This window comes from Polaribacter sp. ALD11, from assembly GCF_002831685.1.
In the GTDB taxonomy this organism is placed as follows: Bacteria; Bacteroidota; Bacteroidia; order Flavobacteriales; family Flavobacteriaceae; genus Polaribacter.
Map to the genome: position 1 here is coordinate 857,315 of NZ_CP025119.1, position 24,268 is coordinate 881,582.

Annotated in this window: 22 protein-coding genes and 1 tRNA gene; 14 read left to right on the forward strand and 9 right to left on the reverse strand. The window is 29.5% G+C overall.

What is annotated here, in order from left to right; all coding sequences use genetic code 11:
* Positions 1 to 85: 85 nt before the first annotated feature.
* From CW731_RS03720 to CW731_RS03730, 3 genes are read left to right on the forward strand one after another with little or no spacing between them, the layout of a single operon-like run.
* On the forward strand, positions 86 to 2,131 hold the full coding sequence (locus tag CW731_RS03720) for a histidine kinase (RefSeq protein ID WP_100945468.1): 2,046 nt from the start codon (positions 86 to 88) through the stop codon (positions 2,129 to 2,131).
* 6 nt (positions 2,132 to 2,137) lie between these two features.
* Positions 2,138 to 2,980 (forward strand): metallophosphoesterase, encoded by an 843-nt coding sequence (locus CW731_RS03725; protein WP_100945469.1) that lies wholly within the window; start codon positions 2,138 to 2,140, stop codon positions 2,978 to 2,980.
* Between the two features lie 4 nt (positions 2,981 to 2,984).
* Positions 2,985 to 3,734 (forward strand): LytTR family DNA-binding domain-containing protein, encoded by a 750-nt coding sequence (locus CW731_RS03730; protein WP_100945470.1) that lies wholly within the window; start codon positions 2,985 to 2,987, stop codon positions 3,732 to 3,734.
* Between the two features lie 49 nt (positions 3,735 to 3,783).
* Here CW731_RS03730 and CW731_RS03735 read toward each other — a convergent pair.
* From CW731_RS03735 to CW731_RS03745, 3 genes are all read right to left on the reverse strand, one after another.
* A tRNA-His gene (locus CW731_RS03735) sits at positions 3,784 to 3,859 on the reverse strand.
* Positions 3,860 to 3,913: 54 nt separating this feature from the next.
* Positions 3,914 to 4,630 (reverse strand): bacillithiol biosynthesis deacetylase BshB1, encoded by a 717-nt coding sequence (gene bshB1, locus CW731_RS03740; RefSeq protein ID WP_100945471.1) that lies wholly within the window; start codon positions 4,628 to 4,630, stop codon positions 3,914 to 3,916.
* Positions 4,631 to 4,721: 91 nt separating this feature from the next.
* Positions 4,722 to 5,876 carry a PLP-dependent aspartate aminotransferase family protein gene (locus CW731_RS03745; RefSeq protein ID WP_100945472.1) on the reverse strand — a complete coding sequence of 385 codons (1,155 nt, stop codon included), beginning with the start codon at positions 5,874 to 5,876 and terminating at the stop codon, positions 4,722 to 4,724.
* A gap of 74 nt (positions 5,877 to 5,950) precedes the next feature.
* Between CW731_RS03745 and CW731_RS03750 the strand changes: the two genes are divergently transcribed.
* The 4 genes from CW731_RS03750 to CW731_RS03765 all read left to right on the forward strand — a co-directional run bounded on the left by CW731_RS03750 (position 5,951) and on the right by CW731_RS03765 (position 8,989).
* Positions 5,951 to 6,649 (forward strand): Rossmann-like and DUF2520 domain-containing protein, encoded by a 699-nt coding sequence (locus CW731_RS03750; protein WP_100945473.1) that lies wholly within the window; start codon positions 5,951 to 5,953, stop codon positions 6,647 to 6,649.
* A 61-nt stretch (positions 6,650 to 6,710) separates the two neighbouring features.
* A complete protein-coding gene (locus CW731_RS03755; protein WP_100945474.1) occupies positions 6,711 to 7,235 on the forward strand; it encodes an HAD family hydrolase in 525 nt (174 codons plus the stop codon).
* A 73-nt stretch (positions 7,236 to 7,308) separates the two neighbouring features.
* Positions 7,309 to 7,731: a DUF2147 domain-containing protein gene (locus CW731_RS03760; RefSeq protein ID WP_100945475.1), complete on the forward strand. Its 423-nt coding sequence runs from the start codon at positions 7,309 to 7,311 to the stop codon at positions 7,729 to 7,731.
* A gap of 25 nt (positions 7,732 to 7,756) precedes the next feature.
* Positions 7,757 to 8,989, forward strand: coding sequence for an ATP-binding cassette domain-containing protein (locus tag CW731_RS03765; protein ID WP_100945476.1), 1,233 nt, complete (start codon positions 7,757 to 7,759; stop codon positions 8,987 to 8,989).
* 2 nt (positions 8,990 to 8,991) lie between these two features.
* On the opposite strand, the gene CW731_RS03770 is transcribed toward CW731_RS03765, so the two are convergent.
* Positions 8,992 to 9,633 carry a protein-L-isoaspartate(D-aspartate) O-methyltransferase gene (locus CW731_RS03770; protein WP_100945477.1) on the reverse strand — a complete coding sequence of 214 codons (642 nt, stop codon included), beginning with the start codon at positions 9,631 to 9,633 and terminating at the stop codon, positions 8,992 to 8,994.
* A 238-nt stretch (positions 9,634 to 9,871) separates the two neighbouring features.
* On the opposite strand from CW731_RS03770, the gene CW731_RS03775 reads away from it, so the two are divergent.
* The 4 genes from CW731_RS03775 (at position 9,872) to CW731_RS15735 (ending at position 12,869) form a co-directional block, all read left to right on the forward strand.
* Positions 9,872 to 10,831 carry a Gfo/Idh/MocA family protein gene (locus tag CW731_RS03775; RefSeq protein ID WP_100945478.1) on the forward strand — a complete coding sequence of 320 codons (960 nt, stop codon included), beginning with the start codon at positions 9,872 to 9,874 and terminating at the stop codon, positions 10,829 to 10,831.
* A gap of 262 nt (positions 10,832 to 11,093) precedes the next feature.
* On the forward strand, positions 11,094 to 11,981 hold the full coding sequence (locus tag CW731_RS03780; RefSeq protein ID WP_100945479.1) for a 3-hydroxybutyryl-CoA dehydrogenase: 888 nt from the start codon (positions 11,094 to 11,096) through the stop codon (positions 11,979 to 11,981).
* A 14-nt stretch (positions 11,982 to 11,995) separates the two neighbouring features.
* Positions 11,996 to 12,178, forward strand: coding sequence for a hypothetical protein (locus CW731_RS03785; protein ID WP_100945480.1), 183 nt, complete (start codon positions 11,996 to 11,998; stop codon positions 12,176 to 12,178).
* Positions 12,179 to 12,230: 52 nt separating this feature from the next.
* The gene (locus CW731_RS15735; protein WP_232734716.1) at positions 12,231 to 12,869 is read left to right on the forward strand and encodes an acyloxyacyl hydrolase; all 639 of its coding nucleotides are present in this window, start codon (positions 12,231 to 12,233) and stop codon (positions 12,867 to 12,869) included.
* Between the two features lie 86 nt (positions 12,870 to 12,955).
* Here the strand turns inward: CW731_RS15735 and CW731_RS03800 are convergent, their stop codons facing one another.
* Entirely contained in the window at positions 12,956 to 13,429 is a 474-nt protein-coding gene (locus CW731_RS03800; protein WP_100947617.1) for a Dps family protein, read from the reverse strand.
* A gap of 106 nt (positions 13,430 to 13,535) precedes the next feature.
* On the opposite strand from CW731_RS03800, the gene CW731_RS03805 reads away from it, so the two are divergent.
* Positions 13,536 to 14,474, forward strand: coding sequence for a hydrogen peroxide-inducible genes activator (locus tag CW731_RS03805; RefSeq protein ID WP_100945481.1), 939 nt, complete (start codon positions 13,536 to 13,538; stop codon positions 14,472 to 14,474).
* A gap of 214 nt (positions 14,475 to 14,688) precedes the next feature.
* Here CW731_RS03805 and CW731_RS03810 read toward each other — a convergent pair whose 3' ends face one another.
* Positions 14,689 to 16,308: an ABC-F family ATP-binding cassette domain-containing protein gene (locus CW731_RS03810; protein ID WP_100947618.1), complete on the reverse strand. Its 1,620-nt coding sequence runs from the start codon at positions 16,306 to 16,308 to the stop codon at positions 14,689 to 14,691.
* Between the two features lie 188 nt (positions 16,309 to 16,496).
* On the opposite strand from CW731_RS03810, the gene CW731_RS03815 reads away from it, so the two are divergent.
* Together CW731_RS03815 and CW731_RS03820 are read left to right on the forward strand one after the other, a co-directional pair.
* Positions 16,497 to 17,891, forward strand: a complete 1,395-nt coding sequence (locus CW731_RS03815) for a hypothetical protein (RefSeq protein WP_100945482.1) — start codon at positions 16,497 to 16,499, stop codon at positions 17,889 to 17,891.
* A 139-nt stretch (positions 17,892 to 18,030) separates the two neighbouring features.
* Entirely contained in the window at positions 18,031 to 19,866 is a 1,836-nt protein-coding gene (locus CW731_RS03820; protein ID WP_100945483.1) for a DEAD/DEAH box helicase, read from the forward strand.
* A 90-nt stretch (positions 19,867 to 19,956) separates the two neighbouring features.
* Here the strand turns inward: CW731_RS03820 and CW731_RS03825 are convergent, their stop codons facing one another.
* The 3 genes from CW731_RS03825 to pheT all read right to left on the reverse strand — a co-directional run bounded on the left by CW731_RS03825 (position 19,957) and on the right by pheT (position 24,257).
* Positions 19,957 to 20,565, reverse strand: a complete 609-nt coding sequence (locus CW731_RS03825) for a LysE family translocator (protein WP_100945484.1) — start codon at positions 20,563 to 20,565, stop codon at positions 19,957 to 19,959.
* A gap of 105 nt (positions 20,566 to 20,670) precedes the next feature.
* Positions 20,671 to 21,708, reverse strand: coding sequence for a quinone-dependent dihydroorotate dehydrogenase (locus tag CW731_RS03830; protein WP_100945485.1), 1,038 nt, complete (start codon positions 21,706 to 21,708; stop codon positions 20,671 to 20,673).
* Between the two features lie 122 nt (positions 21,709 to 21,830).
* Positions 21,831 to 24,257 (reverse strand): phenylalanine--tRNA ligase subunit beta, encoded by a 2,427-nt coding sequence (gene pheT / locus CW731_RS03835; protein ID WP_100945486.1) that lies wholly within the window; start codon positions 24,255 to 24,257, stop codon positions 21,831 to 21,833.
* Positions 24,258 to 24,268 lie beyond the last annotated feature (11 nt).

Here is a 24,268-nt window from a genome sequence, read left to right on the forward strand (position 1 = left end):
TTGAAATGGAAATTGTAGGTTGATAAACGTCATTACACAGCATTAAAAATGGTGTAATGACGTTTTAATTAGTAAGTTTGTGTATATGAAAATCTTTCTCAAAAATTTATCTTCAATAAGTCATTCGGAAGGAAGAGTAACGAAGAATCTAATTTTAATTTTTTCTTTTTTTCTGATAAACATTCTTCATGCTCAAGAAAGTAGTTTTGAAGAAGTAGCGGCTTTTAAAGAATTTAAAAACCATACAATTAAAGAAATAACACAAGATACATTTAATAATATTTGGTTAGCAACGAACAAAGGTTTATTAAAGTTTGATGGAGTTTCAATAAAGGAATACGATTTTAAAATAGGAGAATCTTCACAAAAAATAAATACAATTTTCTCTAAAAATGATTCCCTTTTTATTGGAAAAAACAAGAAATTACATTTAAAAACGCGCAAGCAACTTTTAACTTTTGAGGCAAAAGGAGTTCATAAAATTTTTAATCATAACAACAAGTATTTCATTGGTTCTAACCAAGGGATTTTGCATTTTAATAAAAATTTTTTACAACCTTTAAAGACAACTTATAATCTAGATTTCTCTATTATAAACGATATTATTTTCTACAAAGGAAAGTTTATTATTGCTTCAAATAGCGGCCTTTGGGCTTTATCAGATTTGTTTCAACCTAAAAAAATAGATTTAATTCATAAAGGGAATTATTCCTCTTTATTACAAATTGATAACAAACTATTTGTTGTAAAAAACAATTTAAAAATTCAAGAGCTAAATGATGAAAATGAACTTATAGAAAAGTATTCTAAAAGTGAAATTTCGAGTATTTCAACCATTAATAATAAAATATATGTTGTTTCTAAAAAAGACGGTATTGATGTTTTAAATCCGACTACTTTTATTTTTGAAAAAAGAATCAATAAATACAATAGCAACTTAAATTCTAATGCTATAAAAGCGGTATTTGAAGATAGAGAAAAGAATATTTTTATAGCAACAGAAAATCAGTTATATATAAAAAAGACTACTTCTATTTTAGGAAGCCCAAACTTAGAAATTTCAGATATAATTGTAAATTACATTTCTATAGATTCTATAAATGTGAATTCTTACAACCATGTTTTAAAGTTAAAACCAAGTCAAAATAACATTTCTTTTGTATTGCAAAGTGTTTCTATTAGCAATACCAAAAATATCGAATTTAGATATAAATTAAAAAAAGCCTTTTCTCCTTGGAACATGAGCAATCAAGTGAATTTTGCTAGTTTAGAACCTGGTAAATATCATTTTATTATTGAATCTCGATTTAAAAATAGTACAAAAATAAACTCTAAAACTTTTTCATTTTTCATAGAGACGCCCATTTACAAAAAGGTTTGGTTTCTAATTTTGTGTGGCGTTGTTTTTTGCTTGCTTTTAGCAGGAATTATTGAAGTTTATATTAGAAGTATCCACAAGAAAAATCAACAAAAAGTAGCGGCTTTAAAGTTAGAAAATCATTTGTTATCTTTAGAACAAAAGGCGTTACAGCTACAAATGAATCCACATTTTATTTTTAATGTTTTAAACGGAATAAAAGCATTGGGAAATTCAGAAGACAAACAAGAGTTAAATAAAACAATCTCTCAGTTTTCGATACTTTTAAGAAGTGTTTTAAACAATTCTAGATTGGAAGAAATTAGTTTAAAAGAAGAAATTGAAACCTTAGAAAACTACTTAAATCTAGAACAAAAAATGAGTTCAAAAAAGTTTAATTTTTCTATTGAAACCAATCTAAATAATATTGATGCCGAAGAAATTTTGATTCCACCAATGTTATTACAACCTTTTATAGAAAATGCAATAAAACATGGAATTTCTAAAACGACTTCCGAAGGAGTTATTAGAATTCATTTCACCGTAAAACATCGTTTTTTAGAATGTTCTATACTAGATAATGGTATTGGAATTTATCAATCTCAAAAAAGAAATATAAATAAAAACCATGCATCTGTTGCTTTAAAGGTAACCAAAGAAAGAATTGAGAATTTATCAAAATATAGTGCTTTTTCTGTGGAAGAAATTAAGAAAGAAAACACAATTTCCGGAACTAAAGTTTGGTTTAAAGTTCCTCTAAAAACTGATTATTAAAAAACCATGGAAAGAAGAAAATTTATAAAAAACACAATTTTAGGTGCTGCTGGTATTGGCCTAACTACAGGTTTATATAGTTGGCAAATAGAACCTTTTTGGTTAGAATTTGTTCATGTAAAAATGCCTATTAAAAACTTACCAAAGAATTTAATTGGTAAAACCGTAATGCATATTAGCGATATTCATGTAGGAAATCGTTTTAATTACCAATACATCATAGAATCTTTTGAAAAAGCAAAATTACTGAATCCAGATTTTGTTGTCTATACAGGTGATTTTGTTTCCTATGAAAACGAAGAACAATTTGAACAACTTAAAAAAGTAATGAAGTTTGCTGTTAAAGGAACTTTAGGAACTGCTGGTGTTTTAGGAAACCATGATTATGGAGGAGATTGGTTAGAACAAAATGTTGCAGATACAATTACAACTATCTTAGAAAATGCTGGTATTTCTATTTTAATTAACGAACAAAAAGAAATGAACGGCTTAAATATTATGGGCATTGATGATTATTGGGGTATGAATTTTAATCCGAAGAAAAGAATGTCTGCATATGATGATAGCAAAGCCAATATTGTTTTATGTCACAACCCTGATGTGTGCGATTTAGATGTTTGGAATAATTATAAAGGTTGGATTTTATCTGGACATACTCACGGAGGACAAGTAAAACCTCCTTTTTTGAAGCCACCAATTTTACCTGTTAAAAACAAAAGATACAGTGCAGGAGAAATTGATTTAAACGATGGCAGAACTTTATATATCAATAGAGCATTGGGTAATTTATATCAAGTACGGTTTAATGTAAGACCAGAAATTACTGTTTTTACAATATCTAAATCATAAATTCATGAAAAAAACAACCGCTATTTTAGTAGAAGATAATTCTTTAGCTTTAGAAATGTTGACGAATGACATTTCTAATAATCATAAAGAAATTGAGATTATTGGAACTGCACAATCGGTAGTAGAAGCTGCAAAATTATTACGGAAAAATAAACCAGATATTTTGTTTTTAGACATCATGTTAGGTGACGGAACTGGTTTTGACATTCTAGAAATATTCCCCAATTTAAACTCTAAAATAATCTTTGTAACCGCAAGTGATGCCTATGCAATTAAAGCTTTTAAGTTTGCTGCAATAGATTACATTTTAAAGCCCTATTCAGATGATGATTTAACGAGAGCTATAGATAAAGCAAGAAATCAATTACAACCAGAAAATGCACAGTTAAATGTATTAAAACAAGCAATTACAACACCAAATGTTAGGTTAGAGAAGATTTCATTGCATACTTCAGATAAAATAATTGTTGCTAATATTAGTGATATTATTCGTTGTAAATCAGACAATAATTATACTACTTTCTATTTTAAAAATAAAGAAAAGCTACTTGTTTCTAAAACATTAAAATTTTATGCAGACTTACTAAAGGAAGTTGGTTTTCTAAGAATACATCAAAGTCATTTAATAAATACAAAATACATTAAAGAATTTATAAAGTCTGATGGAGGTTATTTAATTTTAACAGACAATTCTAATGTACCTGTTTCTATTAGAAAACGAAATGAAGTTTTAGAAGTTCTGAGTTCTTTTTAAAATGAAAGCAACAAAAAAATCCTTCTCAAATGAGAAGGATTTAATTTTTGGGTGGAAGACGGGATTCGAACCCGCGACCCTCGGTACCACAAACCGATACTCTAACCAACTGAGCTACAACCACCATGTAATTTCGGGTGCAAATATACTTCTTTTTTATATTCTAAAACAACAAAAACTTAAATTAATTTACTTAAATTTTCTACAGCAACGTAACGCTCTGACGTAAAACCTTCTGCGTATTCAACCCCAATCAACCTTCCTAAGTCCTTTGCTCTATAATTTATACTATCTATAAAGTTTTTACTTGTAATAGGTGTTTCTGGTTCACTACTCTTAGGATCGTAAAACTGAGACGAATACGCTAAAACCGCAGCCGTTTTTTTATCAATAAAACCAGTTACATCCACTACAAAATCCGGTTCTATATTTTTCCATTGAATATAATGATAGACTTGTTTTGGTCTCCATTTTTCTTGCTGCTCCCCTGCTACTTGCGTTTCAATCTTTAACAACCCGCTTAAAAAACAAGCATCAGAAACTAATTTACTTCCTTTTCCATGATCAATGTGCCGATCATCAATTGCGTTACATAAAACAATTTCTGGTTTATATTTACGAATCATTTTTATAATTTCTAACTGATGTTCTTTGTCGTTGGTAAAAAATCCATCAGCAAAACCTAAATTTTCACGCACAGAAACACCCATTATTTTTGCCGCATTATTTGCTTCTATAATTCTTAATTCCCCAGAACCACGCGTTCCTAATTCTCCTCGCGTTAAATCTACGATTCCTACTTTTTTACCCAAAGAAACTTCTTTCGTAATTGTAGCGCCACAACCTAACTCTACATCATCTGGGTGTGCACCAAAAGCTAATATATCTAGTTTCATTTATTCATCTTTTAATCATTACAAATAAGGAATAATAAAGTAATCTCTCTTTAATTAAGAGATTGCTCTGTTACTCACAATGCTAATTATTTTATTTACACTTTTTTAACGCTTGTTCAATGTCTGCAATTAAATCTTTCGTTTCTTCAATTCCGACAGAAAATCGAATTAAGCCATCTTTTATTCCTTGGTTTACTCTTTCTTCCGCAGATAATAATGCGTGCGAAGTTTGTGTCGGACTCAACATTGTGCTTTCTACTCCTGCCAAACTCATCGAAGGTTTTATCAATTTTAAATTATTTTGAAACTCCATGGCGTCAATTCCTTCTTTAAGTTCAAAAGACAACATTCCACCAAAATTTTTCATTTGCTTTTTTGCTAACTTATAATCAGGATGCCCTTTTAAACCTGGATAATACACGTAAGAAACTTCCTGATTTACAGCCAAGTATTTCGCCATTTTTAAGGCATTTTTACTCTGACGTTTCACACGTAAATTCAATGTTTTTAAGCTTCTTTCTAGCATCCAAACGGTTATATCGCTCAAACTTCCACCTAGATTTTTGGCAGTATTCCAAATTTTTTCAACATGTTCATTAGAAGCAGCTACTGCTCCTGCTAAAATATCTGAATGTCCTCCCATATATTTTGTTGCAGAGTGCAGCATAATATCAATTCCGAAATCAGTTGGTGTTTGGTTTATTGGAGATGCAAACGTATTGTCTATCATTGTTACAATTCCTTTGGACTTTGCCAATTTAGAAACTGCTTTCATATCTGTAATTGTTAATAACGGATTCGAAGGGGTCTCTATATATATAACCTTGGTGTTTTTTTTAATCTCTTTCTGAAAAGAATCGATAGATAAATCATTTGTAAATGAATATTCAATTCCGAATTTATCAAACTCTTCAACCACTAAGTTATACGTTCCTCCATACAACGTTTGTTGTAAGACAATATGATCTCCTTTCTGTAAAAAAGCAAATAAAGTGGTGCTAACAGCTGCCATTCCAGAACCAAAGATTAATGCATTCTCTGTTTTTTCTAAAGCGGCAATTTTTTTTACTAACGCTTCTTGATTTGGTGTGTTTAAATACCTTGGATATCGTTTTACATCTACACCATCAAAAGCATAAGAAGTAGACATATATATAGGTGAAATTGCTCCTTTAAACTGCTCGTCTTTAACTTCACCAATATGGGTACATATTGTATTTATTCCTAGTTTTTTACTATCTTTCATTCAATTGAATTTACATCAGCTAATTTAGTAAAAGCAATTCTAAATTTCTATAAATTTTGAATATCTTCGCTATAATGATATCAATTGTAATTATTGGAAATGGCAATGTAGCAAAACATTTAGTAAATGCTTTCTTAAAAGTTGATACTATTACTGTTACACAAATAAATTCAAGAAAATTAGAAGACATTCCTAAAGCAGACATTACCATTCTTGCCGTTTCAGATGATGCCATTGCAGCAGTTTCAGCAAAAATTAGAAACTCTTTTGTTGTACATACTTCTGGTAGTTTTTCTATGGATGATTTAAAAAACACAACAAACAAAGGTGTTTTCTATATGTTGCAGACATTTTCTAAAGACAAAGAAGTCGATTTTTCTAAGGTTCCTTTTTGTTTGGAAGCTCAACATAAAGAAGACTATCTTTTACTTGAGAAACTTGCCAAATCAATAGGAAAAAATAGCTATGCTATTAATTCGGAACAAAGAAAGGCCATACATGTTGCTGCTGTTTTTGTAAATAATTTTACAAATCATCTTTATAAAATAGGGAATGATATTTGTATTGAAAATAAGCTTCCTTTTGAAATTTTACAACCTTTAATTGATGAAACAGCACAAAAAATAAAAACACTTTCTCCAAAGAAAGCACAAACAGGTCCTGCAGTAAGAAATGATAAAAAAACAATTAAAAATCATTTAGATTTGTTGAATAATGAACAACAGAAAATCTATACTATTTTAACAAAATCTATTAGAGATTCTATAGAATAACTTCAATAATTATTAAATTGAAACAAAGATTTTAACATTTTAAAGATTTATAAAGAACAATATGGAAATTAGTTACAAACAATTACTACCTAAAATTAACACGTTTATTTTTGATGTTGATGGAGTATTAACAAACGGAATGTTAACCATAATGCCAGATGGAGAATTGGTAAGACACATGAACGTAAAAGATGGTTATGCAATGAAAAATGCTTTAAATAAAGGCTATAGAGTTTGCATTATTTCTGGTGGAACCAACGAAGGCGTAAGAAAAAGATTGACTGCTTTAGGAATTGAAGATATTTATTTAGGTGCTCATAATAAGATACAACAATACAGAGAGTTGGTTAAAAAATACAATTTACAGCCAGAAAATGTATTGTACATGGGAGATGATGTACCAGATTATCCCGTAATGAAATTAGTAGGTTTGGCTGCTTGCCCAAATGATGCTGTTCCAGAGATACAAAGTATTTCTAAATATATTTCTTATAAAAAAGGTGGAGAAGGCTGTGTTAGAGACGTAATTGAACAGGTTTTACGAGTTCAGCAAAAATGGGATGAAAACTTTGATGCGAGTTTATAATTATTAAAACGGTATATTTCAAAAAAAAATTATATTTTTAGCTTTATTATTTATTAATCTATACTTTTAAAACATGAAAAAATTACTTTTTACTCTTCTATTTGTGGTTATATCAATTTCTATAAATGCGCAAACAATTTTTGGGAAATGGAATTCTAAAAATGACGACGGAAATGTCGATTCCGTTTTAGAAATTTATAAAAAAGATGGTAAAGCGTATGCTAAAGTTGTAGAAATAATGAATCCTGCAAGAAAAAAGGCACTTTGTGTAGATTGCGAAGGCGAATACAAAGACAAACCTATTTTAGGACTAAACATACTTTCTGGTTTAAAAAAAGATGGTGATGAATGGTCTGATGGTCAAATTATAGACCCTAGAAATGGAAAAGTTTATAAATGCTACATCAAACTTGTAAAACCAAATAAACTAAAATTAAGAGGTTTTATAGGTCTTTCTGTCTTTGGTAAAACGAATTATTGGGAAAGAGTAAAGTAATTGTTCTAATAAATTATGAAAAAATATGGAGAAAATCCATTTTGCTATTAAAAATGACGACAGTTCAGCTAAATGCTCATTTTTCGACTTTCTTTTAAACGGCGAACATAATTTACCCAATTTAAAAAATAAAAAAGGGCTTCTTTTTTCTAATTCCGTTTTAGATAAAATCATAGAAAAAGAAGCTAAATACAACATAAAAACCATCCCTACTAAAGGGAAAAGGGAGATTCGTACTTTTTCTAATGGAGAACAAAAAAAAACATTTCTCCATTATTTAATTCAACAAAAGCCCGATTTTTTAATCTTAGACTGTCCTTTTGAAAGTCTAGATGTTTCTTCTGTATCAGATTTAAAAGAGATACTTATAAATTTAGCATCAGACCTAACTCTTGTTCAAGTTTTTAATAGAAAAGAAGAAGTTTTACCTATAATTACACATATTTTAGAAATTGAAAAGGATCAAATTATCACTAATATTCCTATAGAAAAATATAAATTCAATGAAAATAATGTTGTTTTTAAAGGACAAATTCCAAAATCTGTAACCTTTTACAATAGCATACCAAAACAATTAGTATCATTTCAAAATGTAAATGTAAATTATGATGAAAACTGCATTTTGCAGAACATAAATTGGGCAATTAATAAAAATGAATTCTGGCAATTAATTGGACCTAATGGCTCAGGAAAAACCACCATTTTATCGATGATTTATGGCAATAATATAAAAGCTTATGGACAAGAAATATACTTATTTGGTAAGAAAAAAGGTTCTGGAGAAAGTGTTTGGGATATAAAACAAAAAATAGGATATTTTAGTCCGGTTTTACTAGAATTATTTGAAAGAAAAGTAGCCATATTAGAAATGATTATTTCTGGTTTTTTTGATAGTATTGGCTTATACAACACACCAACCAATTTACAGGTTAAAGTTGCCGAAGATTGGATGCTGCTACTGGGCTTAAAAAATAATAAAAATGGTTATTTTCAAGATTTATCAACTACAAAACAAAGGATGGTTTTAATTGCAAGAGCTATGATTAAACACCCACCTCTATTAATTTTAGATGAACCTTTAATTAATTTAGACAACCAAGGAACTGAAATCGTTGTGACTTTAATAAATAAAATAGCCTTAGAAAGTGATACAACAGTTCTATTTGTTTCCCACAGAAGCGTGAAAAACTTACAACCGAACTATACATACGAGCTAATGCCCTCAAAGAAAGGTTCTTTAGGACGCGTAAAAAAATAAGATTAATTTTTCTCTTCTAACATCGGTACAAAAGCAAAATCTCCTAATTCGTGTTTTTCGAATTCTTTGGCAGATTTTCTAATAAAAAGTGTCATTATTTGAGTTTTATCACCAACAGGAATTAACAACATCCCTCCTATTTTTAATTGTGCTAATAACGGATTTGGTACAAAAGGTGCACCAGCAGTCACAATAATTTTATCGAAAGGCGCTTGTTCCTTTAAACCAATATAACCGTCACCAAAAATAAATCGTTTTGGTTTATAACCAATTTTCGGCAAGAATAATGAGGTTCTTTTAAACAATTCTTTTTGTCTTTCTATAGAATATACAACGGCTTTTAACTCTAACAAAACAGCTGTCTGATACCCAGAACCAGTACCAATTTCTAAAACTTTATCACCTGGTTTTATTTCTAAGGTCTGCGATTGAAAAGCCACAGTATATGGCATAGAAATAGTTTGTTCTGCAGCAATAGGAAATGCTTTGTCTTGGTACGCGTGTGCTTCAAAACTTGAGTCTATAAACAAGTGACGCGGAATTTCTCGTATCGCATTCAGTACATTATTGTCTGTAATACCTTTTGCTTCTAGTACAGTAGCAAGTTGATTTCTAAGCCCTTGGTGTTTTGAAGTATCTTTCAATTTTAATCGTTTTCTAAAGTCTAAAAATAGTAATAATTTGAATTACATTCTTATAAAATTGTATCTTTGTTTTCGTTGATAATTTCTGATATTTCTTCAGGAAATTCAAAACAAACAATATAACGTCATTACTAAGAGTTTTCTGCAATAAACAGAAAATAGCAAAGCAAATTCTTCTTTTGAAGTTTTCTTCTCTTGAAGTTTAGATAACTTTAGAAATGACAAAAAACATACATATATGCTAAAAGCTGGAGTTTTGGGTGCTGGTCATCTTGGAAAAATTCATTTACGTTTATTACAACAATCAGAAAAATACGAATTGGTTGGTTTTTTTGATCCATTTACAGAAAATGCCGAAAAAGTAGCCAAGGAATTTGGTTATAAATTATTCGGTTCTATTGAAGAATTAATTGCTGCGGTAGAAGTAGTAGATATTGTTACACCAACATTATCTCATTTTGAGTGTGCTAAAATGGCCATTGAAAAAGGACGCCATATTTTTATAGAAAAACCAATTACTAAAACCGTTTTAGAAGCAGAAGCTATAAATACTTTGGCTAGCCAGTTTCACGTAAAAGGTCAAGTAGGTCATGTAGAGCGATTTAACCCAGCATTTACTGCCGTTAAAGATAAAATTGATACGCCAATGTTTATTGAAACGCATCGATTGGCAGAGTTTAACCCAAGAGGAACCGATGTTCCTGTGGTGTTAGATTTAATGATTCATGATATTGATATTATTCTTTCTGTGATCGATTCTAAAGTTAAGAATGTACATGCAAGTGGAATTTCTGTTATTTCTGAAACTCCAGATATTGCAAATGCAAGAATAGAGTTTGAAAACGGTTGTGTTGCCAATTTAACGGCAAGTAGAATTTCTATGAAAAACATGCGTAAAACACGTTTTTTTCAGAAAGACGCTTATATTTCTGTCGATTTTTTAGAGAAAAAATCTGAGATTGTTAGAATGAAAGAGGTTCCTAATAATCCGGATGAGTTTGCAATGATTTTGCAAAATGCAGAAGGTGTTAAGAAACAAATTTATTTTGACAATCCTGAAATCGAAAACAACAATGCTATTTTAGACGAATTAGACTCTTTTGCAGATGCTATTAATAACAAAACAGTACCTGTGGTTTCTTTGCGTCAAGGTGCAGAAGCTTTAAGAGTTGCACAAATGATTATTGATTGTTTTTAATTCATAATTTCAAAAAATAAACAATACTTTTAGATTTAAAAAAAACACATAAACAAGTGCGTTAGGGATTGAAGTGGAAATCCTTTTTTTTTAGTATCACGTTATTACGAGGAAGTATGACGAAGTAATCTCTTTTTAATTAAGAGATTGCCACAGAATAAAAAAAATTTTCTTCGCAATAACAGCAATAAAAAAAAGATTGTAACGTAAAGCCCGACCTATAGGTAACGCCCAGAAAATATAAATATTTAAATTATTATTGATGAAAAACATAGCTGTAATTGGTGCTGGAACAATGGGAAATGGAATTGCCCATACATTTGCTCAATTTAATTATAACGTACATTTAATAGATATCTCTGATGCTTCCTTAGCAAAAGGAATCGCAACTATTTCGAAGAATCTAGATAGAATGGTTGTAAAAGAAAAAATTTCTGAAGCAGATAAAACACAAACTTTAGCCAATATAACAACCTTTACTTCTATTACGGAAGGTGTAAAAAACATGGATTTAGTTGTAGAAGCTGCCACTGAAAATTTGGATTTAAAATTGAAGATTTTTAAAGAACTAGATGCTGTTTGCGTTGAGAAAACAATTTTAGCTACAAATACGTCTTCTATTTCTATTACTCAAATTGCTGCAGTTACTAACAGACCAGAAAAAGTAATTGGAATGCATTTTATGAATCCAGTGCCAATTATGAAATTGGTTGAGATCATTAGAGGCTACAACACATCTGATGAAGTAATGCAAACCATTTTAGATTTATCTAAGAAAATTGGAAAATCGCCGGTTGAAGTAAATGATTACCCAGGTTTTGTGGCAAACAGAATTTTAATGCCCATGATTAACGAATCTATTGAAACGTTATACAATGGTGTTGCTGGTGTTGCGGAAATTGATACGGTTATGAAGCTAGGAATGGCTCACCCAATGGGACCTTTGCAATTAGCAGATTTTATTGGTTTAGACGTTTGTTTATCTATTCTAAATGTATTGCACGACGGTTTTAAAAACCCTAAGTATGCGCCTTGTCCTTTGTTAGTTAACATGGTAATGGCGGGGAAATTAGGTGTTAAATCTGGTGAAGGTTTTTATGATTATTCAGAAAATAGAAAAGCAGAAGAAGTTGCAAAAATGTTTAGTTAAACAAAAAAAATGCTATGAAATCGAAAGAAAATGACTTTTTTGTTAATACAGTTATTCTAAAATATAAAGCACTGTCAAAGAAAGAAAAATCTATTATTAATTTATGCTTGGATCTCTTTTTAGCTCTTTTTATTATTGGAAAACTTTACAATGCAGGAGAAGTTCTTGGTGAATTTTTGTATAATATTAATAATTAAATTAGAATCATTTTAAGTTATTTTACAAATTTTTCTTTAAGAATTTATTATTATGAAAAAAAAAGTGCTATTTTTTTTAGTATTTGCTAGTTTTTTTTGTGCTGCGCAAGAAACAAAAAAAGGAATTTTAAACATTAAAAAAATAGGACTTTTATATAACAATGCAAATGAGCAAAATTTTATTTTTGATGATGAAGATTACTCCTATAAAACAAATACTTACAAAATACAAGCATTTTATAATTTAGGCTCTTGGAAGTATTTTGATTTTGAATTGATAATACAGCCTCAGTATCAAGCCATAAAACATCAATTAATTAATGAGCAATTTGTATTGCCTTCTGAAGAAAATTATCTAGAAAAAAGAACCGAATTCACAACACATAAAACGATACATTTATATGCTTTTGAATTGGGTTTTGTAATAAAAAAAGAGATTTTAAATAAATTAGATTTCCTTGTAACTATTGGTCTAGGTCTGGCAACTATAAATACAAGAACAGAACGCTTAGCAAAAGGTTTTACATTTATTGAAAATGCATCTTTAGGCTTATCTTATAAAACTACACAGAAAACTTTTTTATACCTTGGCAGTAATGTTGGCCATGTCTCTAATTTAGATACACAAAAACCAAATAACGGTTATTCCTTTTTAGGTTTTGAGGTTGGGTTTTCTTATCTATTGAAATAAAAAAGGAACTCAAAAATTGAGTTCCTTTTTTTATAATCTATTTTTGCTTTTAAATGCTTTAGTTTAAACTTAAACCAACAATAATATTATTTGCCCAACCAAGAATTCAACATCCAAATTGTTTTCTCTTGTTCTGCTATAAAATCACTCATCATAGAATTTGTACCTTCATCATTTGCTTTCTCAGATGCATTTAAAATTTCTCTCTCGATTTTTAATAATTCTGATAAAGAATTTACAACTAATTCTACAGCTTCTACATCGTTAGAGATATCTCTACCAACAGCTACTGAAGATGTTGCTAAGTAGTCTGAAAACGTATGTAAAGGCTTACCTTGCAACGTTAAAATACGTTCTGCAATATCATCTATCTTTACTTGAGAGTCTGTATAAAATTCCTCAAACTTAATGTGTAAATCAAAAAAGTTTTTTCCTTTAATATTCCAGTGTAGACCTCTTAAATTCTGATAGTATATTTGAAAATTAGATAACAATCCATTTAAATTATCTACTAAATTTGCACTTTCCTTTTTGTCTAATCCTAATATTGACTTGTTCATTTTTATATGTTTTTTATTTGATACCTCAAATTTAATAGAAATTTCCGACATTAAACTATAATAATTATTGATAGTTTTAATATCTTTATCAAAATATTTTATACGCATGACAATCACTCAATTAAAATACGTTTTATCTGTTGCAGAATACCAGAATTTTACGGTAGCAGCAGAACATAGTTTTGTTACTCAACCTACATTGAGTATGCAAATTCAGAAATTAGAAGATGAGTTAGGAGTTAAGATTTTTAACAGATCTAAAAAACCAATTGAATTAACTGAAGTTGGAAATAAAATAGTAGAACAAGCCAAGGTAATAGTAGATGAAAGCAATCGAATTTTAGATATAGTACATCAACAAAAAGGATATATTGGAGGCGAATTTAAAATAGGAATTATACCAACCATAATGCCTACTTTATTACCAATGTTTCTGCAGAGTTTTACTAAAAAGTACCCAAAAGTTAAATTGGTGATAGAAGAATTAACAACAGAAGATATTATAAGAAAATTAACAGATGGTCATATAGATGCTGCCATTGCTGCAACACCTTTAGAGAATGAAGCAATAAAAGAAAGACCCTTATATTACGAACCTTTTGTGGGTTTTATTCCACAAAACCATAGACTTTTCAATAACAAACAAATTTCTCCGGATGAATTAGAAATGGAAGATATTTTATTATTAGAAGATGGCCATTGTTTTAAAGACAACGTTCTTAATTTATGTAGAAACCATAAAATTGATAATAAAAAAAGATTTCAGTTAGAAAGCGGAAGTTTTGATACCTTAATTAAACTGTCTAAAGAGGGGTTAGGAATGACTTTGTTACCTTATTTACATACTTTAGACTTAAATAATGTTGATAAAACACATTTGCGTGAATTCAAAAATCCGCCACCTGCAAGAGAAGTAAGTTTAATTTACCATAAATCTCAATTAAAAATGCAATTAATTGAAGCCTTAAAAAAGACAATTGATGGTGTTATAAGGGGGGCAATTTCTTTTTCTGATGTAAAAATTATTAGTCCGATTAAAAAATAAAAAGAGATGAACTTCTCAAATTACTATAAATTCTTTAAATTTACAGTAAAACCCATATTCTATTTTACAAAGTAGGTATTAACTTCAATTTAAATAATAAAAAAAGACCTTACAATTTTAAAATTGTAAGGTCTTTTTTTTCATTAAAGCATTAGTAAACGTGTAGTTGACTCAAAAATACATCAATATAATTAAATAAATTGGTGTCTCTTTTTTATGAATACATTTTATCGCGTAATTCTTTAATTTTTGGGTCAGATAGGTATTCTTCGAAAGTTGTATATCTATCGATTACTCCTTTTGGTGTTAGTTCTATAATTCTGTTAGCAACGGTTTGCGCAAACTCATGATCGTGAGTAGATAATAAAATAGTTCCTTTAAAATTAATTAAAGCATTGTTTAAAGATTGAATAGATTCTAAATCTAAATGGTTTGTTGGTTCATCTAAAATTAAAACATTTCCTCTTTTCATCATCATTCGAGACAACATACAACGTACTTTTTCCCCTCCAGATAGTACATCACTTTTCTTTAAAGCTTCTTCACCAGAAAAAATCATTTTCCCTAAAAAACCACGAATAAAAACTTCTTCGCGTTCTTCTTCAGTTTGTGCATATTGTCTTAACCAATCTACTAGGTTTAATTCTCCATCATTAAAGAAAGTTGAATTATCTAAGGGTAAATAAGATTGTGTGGTTGTAACCCCCCAAGCAAACTCACCAGCGTCTGGTTTATCATTCGCAGTTATTATCTGATAAAAAGCACTAATTGCTCTCGAATTTTTAGAAATAATTGCAATTTTATCTCCTTTATTTAAATTTATATGTACGTCATCAAATAATTTTTCGTCTTCAAAATTCTTAGATAAACCTTCAACATTTAAAATTTGATCTCCTGCTTCTCTATCTCTATCAAAAATAATGGCAGGATAACGTCTACTCGATGGCTTAATATCTTCTACATTTAACTTCTCAATCATTTTCTTACGAGAAGTTGCTTGTTTAGATTTTGCAACATTGGCAGAAAAACGTCTAATAAAATCTTCTAATTCTTTCTTTTTGTCTTCTGCTTTTTTGTTTTGTTGTGCTCTTTGTTTTGCTGCTAACTGGCTAGATTCGTACCAAAAAGTATAATTCCCAGAATAATGATTTATTTTACTAAAGTCGATATCTGAAATATGTGTACAAACAGCATCTAAAAAGTGTCTGTCATGCGAAACAACAATTACTGTATTTTCAAAATTTGCCAAGAAATTTTCTAACCAAGAAATCGTTTCAAAATCTAAATCATTGGTTGGCTCATCCATTATTAAAACATCAGGATTCCCAAAAAGCGCCTGTGCTATTAACACACGTACCTTTTGTTTCCCATCTAAGTCTTTCATTAAAGTATAATGCAAATCTTCTTTAATACCTAAATTAGACAACATAGCAGCTGCGTTAGAGTCTGCATTCCAACCATCCATTTCTTCAAAAACAATTTGTAGCTCTCCTATTTTCTCTGCATTCTCATCGGTATAGTCAGCATATAATGCATCAATTTGTTTTTTAATTTTAAACAAATCTTTGTTTCCCATTACAACCGTTTCTAAAACAGGAAATTCATCAAACGCATAATGATCTTGCGTTAAAACAGACATACGCTTTCCTTTATCTAAGTGAACTTGTCCTGATGTAGGCTCTTGTACCCCTGAAATAATTTTTAGAAATGTAGATTTTCCTGCTCCATTTGCTCCGATAATACCGTAGCAATTTCCGTGAAGAAACTTTGTATTCACTTCATCAAACAAAATACGTTTTCCAAATTGAACAGATAAATTAGAAACTGATAACATAAATAAACTTTTTTTAATTTTGTGCAAAAGTACAAATTCCATTTTTCTTTACAGCCTATAATTTCAATACTTTTATAAGGTATTCTTTTGAAATTAAGCAGATTCTAATATGGTATTTTAACAGTGAATTAACAACTTTACCTATTTCAAATTTCTACATTTGTTGTACACTTTGTGTAATACTATTTATGACAAGAAAAATATATAATTTTATCGCTTTATCTTATCTATTATTATCTTTAATCAGTTGTACGAGCAAAGAAAACTCTAATACTTTTTTTGGAGGGAAGATAATAAACCCTAAAACGAAATTTGTTGTCCTTTATTCTAATGACAAGGTAATTGATACACTTTTGCTAGATAGTAGAAATAAATTTTTAGGCACTTATGATAATTTAGAAGAAGGTTTGTATTATTTTGAGCACGGTAATGAAAATCAGTATCTCTATTTAGAACCAAAAGATAGTTTAATGCTACGTTTAAATACTTGGGATTTTGATGAATCTATAGTCTTTGCTGGCAGAGGAGCTGAAAGAAATAATATTTTAATAGATATTTTTTTAGAAGACGAAAGTGAAAGAAAACTTTTTTATCAATTGAATAGACTTGCTCCAACAGCATATATAAGTAAGATAGATTCCGTTATAGATTCTAGATTAATTACCTATAATGAGTATATAAAGAGGCATCCAAATGAAACTACCAAATACCTAGAAATTCTAAAAACGTCTTTAACATATCCTATTTATTCTAGAGCAGAAAGATACCCTATAAATCATATTTATAGTTCTAGAAAAAGTGATTTTCCGAAAATTAACTCCTCTTTTTATGCATATAGAAAAACAATAGATTACAATAATAATTCTTTAATGTACTATACTCCTTATGCAAGGTATATTACAAATTATCTTTATAATGTAACTTATGCAATGGGTCATAAACCTATGAAAGAAGAATTTTCATCTGAATTCACAGTAGATTTGTTACACACCATTAACACTGAAATAAGTTCTAGAGATTCTAAGAATGCATTTTTAAAAAGAACAGTTTTAGATCATTTTTATAGAAAATCTAGCTGTGATGTTAATGAGAAAGCATTTGATGTCTTTTTCGACTTATCCTCAAACAAAGAAGATCAAATTCTAGTAAAAAACATTTTAGAAGATAATAAAATTATTCTTAAAGGTGACGAGATAAAAGGTTTTACAATTTCAGATTTTACAAATCAAGGTATAAATATTGAAGATTTTACGATTAATAAAAACTCTGTTTTACTATTTTGGAGCAAAGAATATATGTCTACATCTTTTATTGGGTCTAGAATCCCTTTTTTACAAAAAAAATATCCACTTTTAAATTTTGCTATCATAGAAATAGACGGCGACAACACAAATAGAATTAAAAATATCGATATTAAAAATCAATATTTTATCAATTCTAAAACGCTTAAAAATAATTTTCTATCAAGCAAAATGAATCGAACAATTCTCGTGAATAAAAACGGAATTGTAGAAAATGGTTACGCTGCTATTTCTTCTGGAAACATATACAAACAGCTAAAGGAATTGAGTAAAATAAATTAAACACAGTAATGGTTGTTTTTTCGTTATTTTCCTGTACCTTTGCGCGATTTTAATTTTGAGGAAACTCAATAGAAAATCAAGTCGAAATTTATAATTGGGTTTGCAGGTCGGCGTTCTGTGAATCTACAAAAACACAGTAATGTCAACATTTTTAGAATTAGGTTTAAAAGAACCTATCAACAAAGCATTAACAGATTTAGGTTACGAAAAACCAACTGTTATACAAGAAAAAGCAATTCCACAAATTATTTCATCAAAAAGTGATTTAAAAGCATTTGCACAAACAGGTACAGGTAAAACTGCTGCTTTTAGTTTGCCAATATTAGAACTTTTAGATAGTAATAGTGGTAATGTACAAGCTATTATTTTATCACCAACAAGAGAACTTGCAGTTCAAATTGGTAATAACATTAAAGATTTCTGTAAATATTTACCAGATGTTAAAGTAACTACCGTTTATGGTGGTTCTAGTATGGAAGATCAAATTAGATCTTTAAAGAGAGGTTCTCAAATTGTTGTTGGAACTCCTGGTAGAACAGTAGATTTAATTAAAAGAAGAGCCCTAAAATTAGGAAACGTTCAATGGTTAGTCTTAGATGAAGCTGATGAAATGTTAAATATGGGTTTCAAAGATGAATTAGATAAAGTCTTAGAAGCAACACCAGAAACAAAACAAACATTATTGTTTTCTGCAACTTTTCCAAGAGAGGTTGAGTCGATTGCTAGAAACTATATGACAAATCCAGTAGAAATTACTTCTGGTCAAAAAAATCAAGGTTCAGATAATGTAAGTCATGAATATTATTCAGTTACAGAAAGAACTCGTTACCCAGCTTTAAAAAGAATAGCAGATTTAAACCCTGATATTTATGCAATTATCTTTTGTAGAACTCGTAGAGAAACACAAGAAGTTGCAGACAACTTAATTAAAGATGGTTACAGTGCAGATGCTTTGCATGGAGATTTATCTCAAGGGCAAAGAGATTCTGTAATGGGTAAATTTAGAAAGAAAACAATTCAAATCTTAGTTGCTACAGATGTTGCAGCTCGTGGATTAGATGTTACTGAATTAACACACGTTATAAACCATAAATTACCAGATCAGATAGAAAACTACACACATAGAAGTGGTAGAACTGGTAGAGCTGGTAACAAAGGTATCTCTATTGTTTTAGTGAATGGAAAAGAGAAAGGAAAATTACGTCCTATCGAAAAAATCATTCAAAAGAAATTTGTAGAAGCTAAAGTACCTTCTGGAAAAGATATTTGTCAAAATCAATTAATGAGTTTAATTGACAAGGTTGTAAATATTGAAGTTAATGAATCTCAAATAAATGAGTTCTTACCAAGTATTTATGAAAAACTAGAGACTTTAGATAGAGAACAATTAATTCAGAGGTTTGTTTCTTTAGAGTTTAATACAATGTTAGCGTATTATGAAAATGCTAAAGATTTAAACGATTTATCTTCAAGAGATAATTCTAGAGCAAGAACAGAAAACGAAAATATGACTCGTTTTTTCATCAACATTGGTAGAAAAGACAATTTAAACCCAGGAAAATTAATTGGTTTAATTAACGAACAAAATATTGGTGATAAAGTTGAAATTGGATCTATAGATATTTTAGATACTTTTTCTTTCTTTGAAATCGATAAAAACTTCGAAGACAAAACATTAGAGGCTTTTTCTTCTAATCAACCAGATTTTGATGGAAGATCTGTTAATATAGAAATTACTAAAAAAGAACGTTCTGGTGGTGGAAGAAGAGGTGGTAAAAAACCTTTTGCTAAAAAAGAAGGTGGTGGTTTCGGAAGACGTAGAGAAGGTGGTTCATCATCTTCTTCTAGAAGAAGCGATTCTGGAAGCAGAGGAGGTTCTTCTGATAGACGTTCTTCTGATAGACCAGATAGAAGTTCTGGTGGTGGAGAGAGAAAATCTTCTGGCGGTTTCGGTAGAAAACGTAGAGATAGTTAAAAATACATTCTAGAAAAATATGAACCTCATAAGCCTTAAAAAGTTTATGAGGTTTTTTTATGAAGAAAATTGACTTTAATAATTGATAATTTACATAAAAATAGCTATTAAAATAAAAACGATAATCTGTGTCCATTTTAGATAATATCCTATTTTGTTATTCTCCTTTATAGTCTCAGAAATTGAACCTGCAAGTATTGCTATCATTGAAAAAACGATAAATGAAATAAACATAAATACAAATCCTAAAACATAAAACTGAAATACCGTATTTAAAGTTTCACTAAAAAGAAACCCAGGAAAAAAGGCTAAGAAAAATATAGATACTTTCGGATTTAAAACATTCATTATAAATCCTTGTTTAAATAATTGTTTTGTGGTTTTCTTAGGTGTGTTTTCTTCCGACAAAGAAATGCTAGCATCCGACTTGTATACTTTGTAAGCTAAATATAATAGATAGAATGCTCCAAAAATTTTAATAACAGTAAATAGGTTTTCAGATTCTTTTATAATTGCTGAAACACCAAAAGCTAGTAATGTTGTGTGTATTAAGCAGCCAGAAATTAAACCAAAAACCGTAGCTAAACCATATTTCTTACCATTTACAATACTTTGTGTTAAAACAAAAATATTGTCTGGTCCTGGCGAGATTGCTAAAATTAATGTTGCAAATGCAAAAGATAAAAGTGTTTCTATCATTAAAGTAAAAATACACTTTTTGTAATTGTTATAAAAAAAAGAAAACTAAGAAATATTGAAAAAAATATTTTTTAATTGCGTTTAAAGTGATATCAAAAATTTAACCTAAAGAGAACTATTAAGAATTGCTTTATTGATTTCCTTTATCAAACTTGGTCCTTCATAAATAAAACCCGTATAAATCTGTACCAAATCTGCACCAGCTTCAATTTTAGCTAAAGCGTCTTCTGCAGAATGAATACCCCCTACACCAATAATTGGAAACGATTTATTAGAAGTGTCTGCTAGATACTGAATCACTTTTGTACTTTGCTCTAATATTGGTTGCCCACTTACGCCTCCATTTCCTATTTCCTCTAGACGTTCTTTTGAAGCTTTTAAATTATCTCTTGTAGTTGATGTATTAGAAGCAATAACACCATCGATTTTTGTTTCTGCAACCAATTCTATAATTTCGTCTAACTGAGCATTATTTAAATCTGGAGCAATTTTTAATAAAATTGGTTTTTTAATTTTAAACTGATTATTTTCTTTCTGGCATTCAGTAATCAATTCAACTAAATACTCTTTGTCATTTAATTTTGCGTGACTACCAACATTAGGGCAGCTAACATTCAATACAAAATAATCTACAAAAGGGTGTAATTCTTTAAAAACTGCTAAATAATCTTGCGTATAATCTGCTGGTGCTGTGTCTGTATTCTTACCAATATTACCACCAATAATTACTTTATGCTTGTTCTTTTTTAAGTTTTTAATAGCCTCTTCTACTCCATCGTTATTAAAACCCATTCGATTAATAATTCCTTGATCATCTTTTAAACGAAACAATCTTTTCTTAGGGTTGCCTATTTGCCCTTTTGGTGTAACAGTTCCTATTTCTATAAATCCGAAGCCAAAATTGGCTAATTCATTATATAAAACTGCATTTTTATCGAAACCAGCAGCTAAACCAACAGGGTTTGTAAAAGTTAACCCAAATAAAGTACGTTCTAACCTTTTATCATTTACTTGATATAAATTTCTAAAAATAGAAGCTCCAAAAGGAATTTTACATAAGATTCTAATCAAAGAAAAAGTAAAATAGTGAACCTTTTCTGGATCAAATAAAAATAAAATAGGACGGATTATAAGTTTATACATAATTACAGTTTGTTAGGTCTAGCACAGTCTAAACCAAAAATATTTTTGTAATCATCTCTCGTCTGCGTTCGAGGAAACTTTATTAGTTATAAAAAAAGCCCCAAATAAATGGAGCTTTTAAATTATCTTAAAACAGCATCTAAATTTTTCTCAAATGTTTGCTGTAATTTTTGCATTATTTTATCAATTTGTTTGTCTGCTAATGTTTTAGTTTCATCTTGAATTAAAAAACTAACTGCATATGATTTCTTACCTTCTGGCAACTTATCGCCTTCATAAACATCAAATAAATCGACTTCTTTTAACAAGATTTTCTCTGATTGAAAAGCTAAATTATAAATTTCTTTAAATTCAGTTTTTTTATCTAATAACAACGCTAAATCTCTTTTTACAGCTGGAAATTTAGACAAAGCAACCACTTTTATATTTTTATTCCCTGTCAATTTTAAAATAGTATCCCAATTAAAATCAGCAAATAAGACCTCTTGTTTTATACCAAATTCTTTTAGTAAACTTCTTTTTACAACTCCGAATTCTACCAATTTCATTTTACCTAAACTCAAGGTAATTCCTTCAGAAAAAACATCTTGTTTTGTTGGCGTCGTTTTTAATTTATCTATTCCTAATCTGCTTAAAACATTTGTAATAATTCCTTTTAAATAAAAGAAATCTGAAGTTTTACTTTCATTTTTCCAATTATCACTTGTTCTATTTCCCGTTACAAATAAAGTTAAATGCTTATCTTCTTGGTATTTTTCATTGTATTTATGATAGGTTTTACCAAACTCATAAAATTTTAATGAATTATTTTTTCTGTTAATATTGTAAGAAACAGATTCTAAACCACTAAATAACAAAGATTGGCGCATTACTTTTAAATCGTTACTTAACGGATTTAACATTGCTACATTCGCTTCTTCGTTAATATTTTCAGACAATGTTGCATATTCTGGCTTGGTTAATGAATTTGCCATGGTTTCATTAAAACCTAAGGCCGACAATTGGTTTGCAACAATGTTTTCAATCTTCGTTTCTTTATTGGAGTCAAAAGAAATTGACGTGTTTAATTTATGAGAAAACTCAATATTATTATATCCGTAAACCCTTAATATTTCTTCAATTATATCTGCTTCACGTTGAACATCTGTTCTATAGGAAGGTATTGTTAGACCTAAACCTCCTGCTGTTTCGCTATTTATTTTAATTTCTAAAGAAGCTAGAATTTTCTTAATAGTATCTTTCGGAATCTCTTGACCTATTAATCGATATGAATTCTCATAAGAAAGAAAAACTTGATAATCTTCAATTCTTTCTGGATAAAAATCAGAAATATCAGACCCCATTTTCCCCCCAGCATATTCTTCTATTAGTAAAGCAGCACGTTTTAAAGCATACTCTGTTAAATTAATATCAATTCCACGTTCAAAACGGAAAGAAGCATCTGTATTTAAGGCATGTCTTTTTGCTGTTTTTCTAACAGAAACGGGGTTAAAATAAGCGCTTTCTAAGAAAATTGATGACGTATGTTCTGTAACTCCAGATTTACTTCCTCCAAAAACTCCCGCAATACAAAGCGGATTAGAGTCTGCATCGCAAATCATAATATCTTCTGAAGATAATTCTCTTTCAACAGCGTCTAAAGTAGTAAACTTTGTACCTTCTTCTAACGTTTTAACAAGAATCTTATTCCCTTTAATTTTCTGAGCATCGAAGGCGTGCAATGGCTGCCCAAGTTCATGTAAAACATAATTAGTAATGTCTACAATGTTATTTTTTGGAGTTATACCAATTGCCTTCAGTCTGTTTTGAATCCATTCTGGTGAATCTTTTACAGTAACATCTGTAATAGTAATTCCGCAATATCTTGGTGCTTGTTCTTTACTTTCTACTTCAACGTCAAAACGTAACGTTCTTTCATCTACATGAAAATTGCTCACAGAAGGAGAGATTAACTCTAAATTAATGTCTTGTTGCATTAAACCTGCACGTAAATCTCTAGCAACACCAAAATGGCTCATTGCATCCGATCTATTTGGTGTTAGTCCAATTTCAAAAATCTCATCCATTTCTATGTTGAAAACTTCTGCTGCAGATGTACCAACTATTAAATCTTCATCTAGAACCATTATACCGTCATGACCAGAACCTAAACCTAATTCGTCTTCGGCACAAATCATCCCATAGCTTTCTTCTCCTCTAATTTTTCCTTTCTTAATTTTAAAACCTTCACCTTTATCATCATATAAAGTAGTACCAATCGTTGCAACCGGTACTTTCTGACCTGCAGCTACATTTGGTGCTCCACATACAATCTGTACAGGCTCTCCAGATCCTAAATCTACAGTTGTAACCTTAAGTCTATCTGCATTTGGGTGTTGTATGCAGGTTAAAACTTTACCAACAACAATCCCTTTTAAGCTTCCTTTAATAGATTCTTTAGTTTCAATACCTTCTACCTCTAAACCTAAATCAGTTAATAATTCACCTGTTTTTACAGCATCCCAATCTGTTTGTAAAAATTGTTTTAACCAATTGTATGAAATTTTCATATACTTTTTTT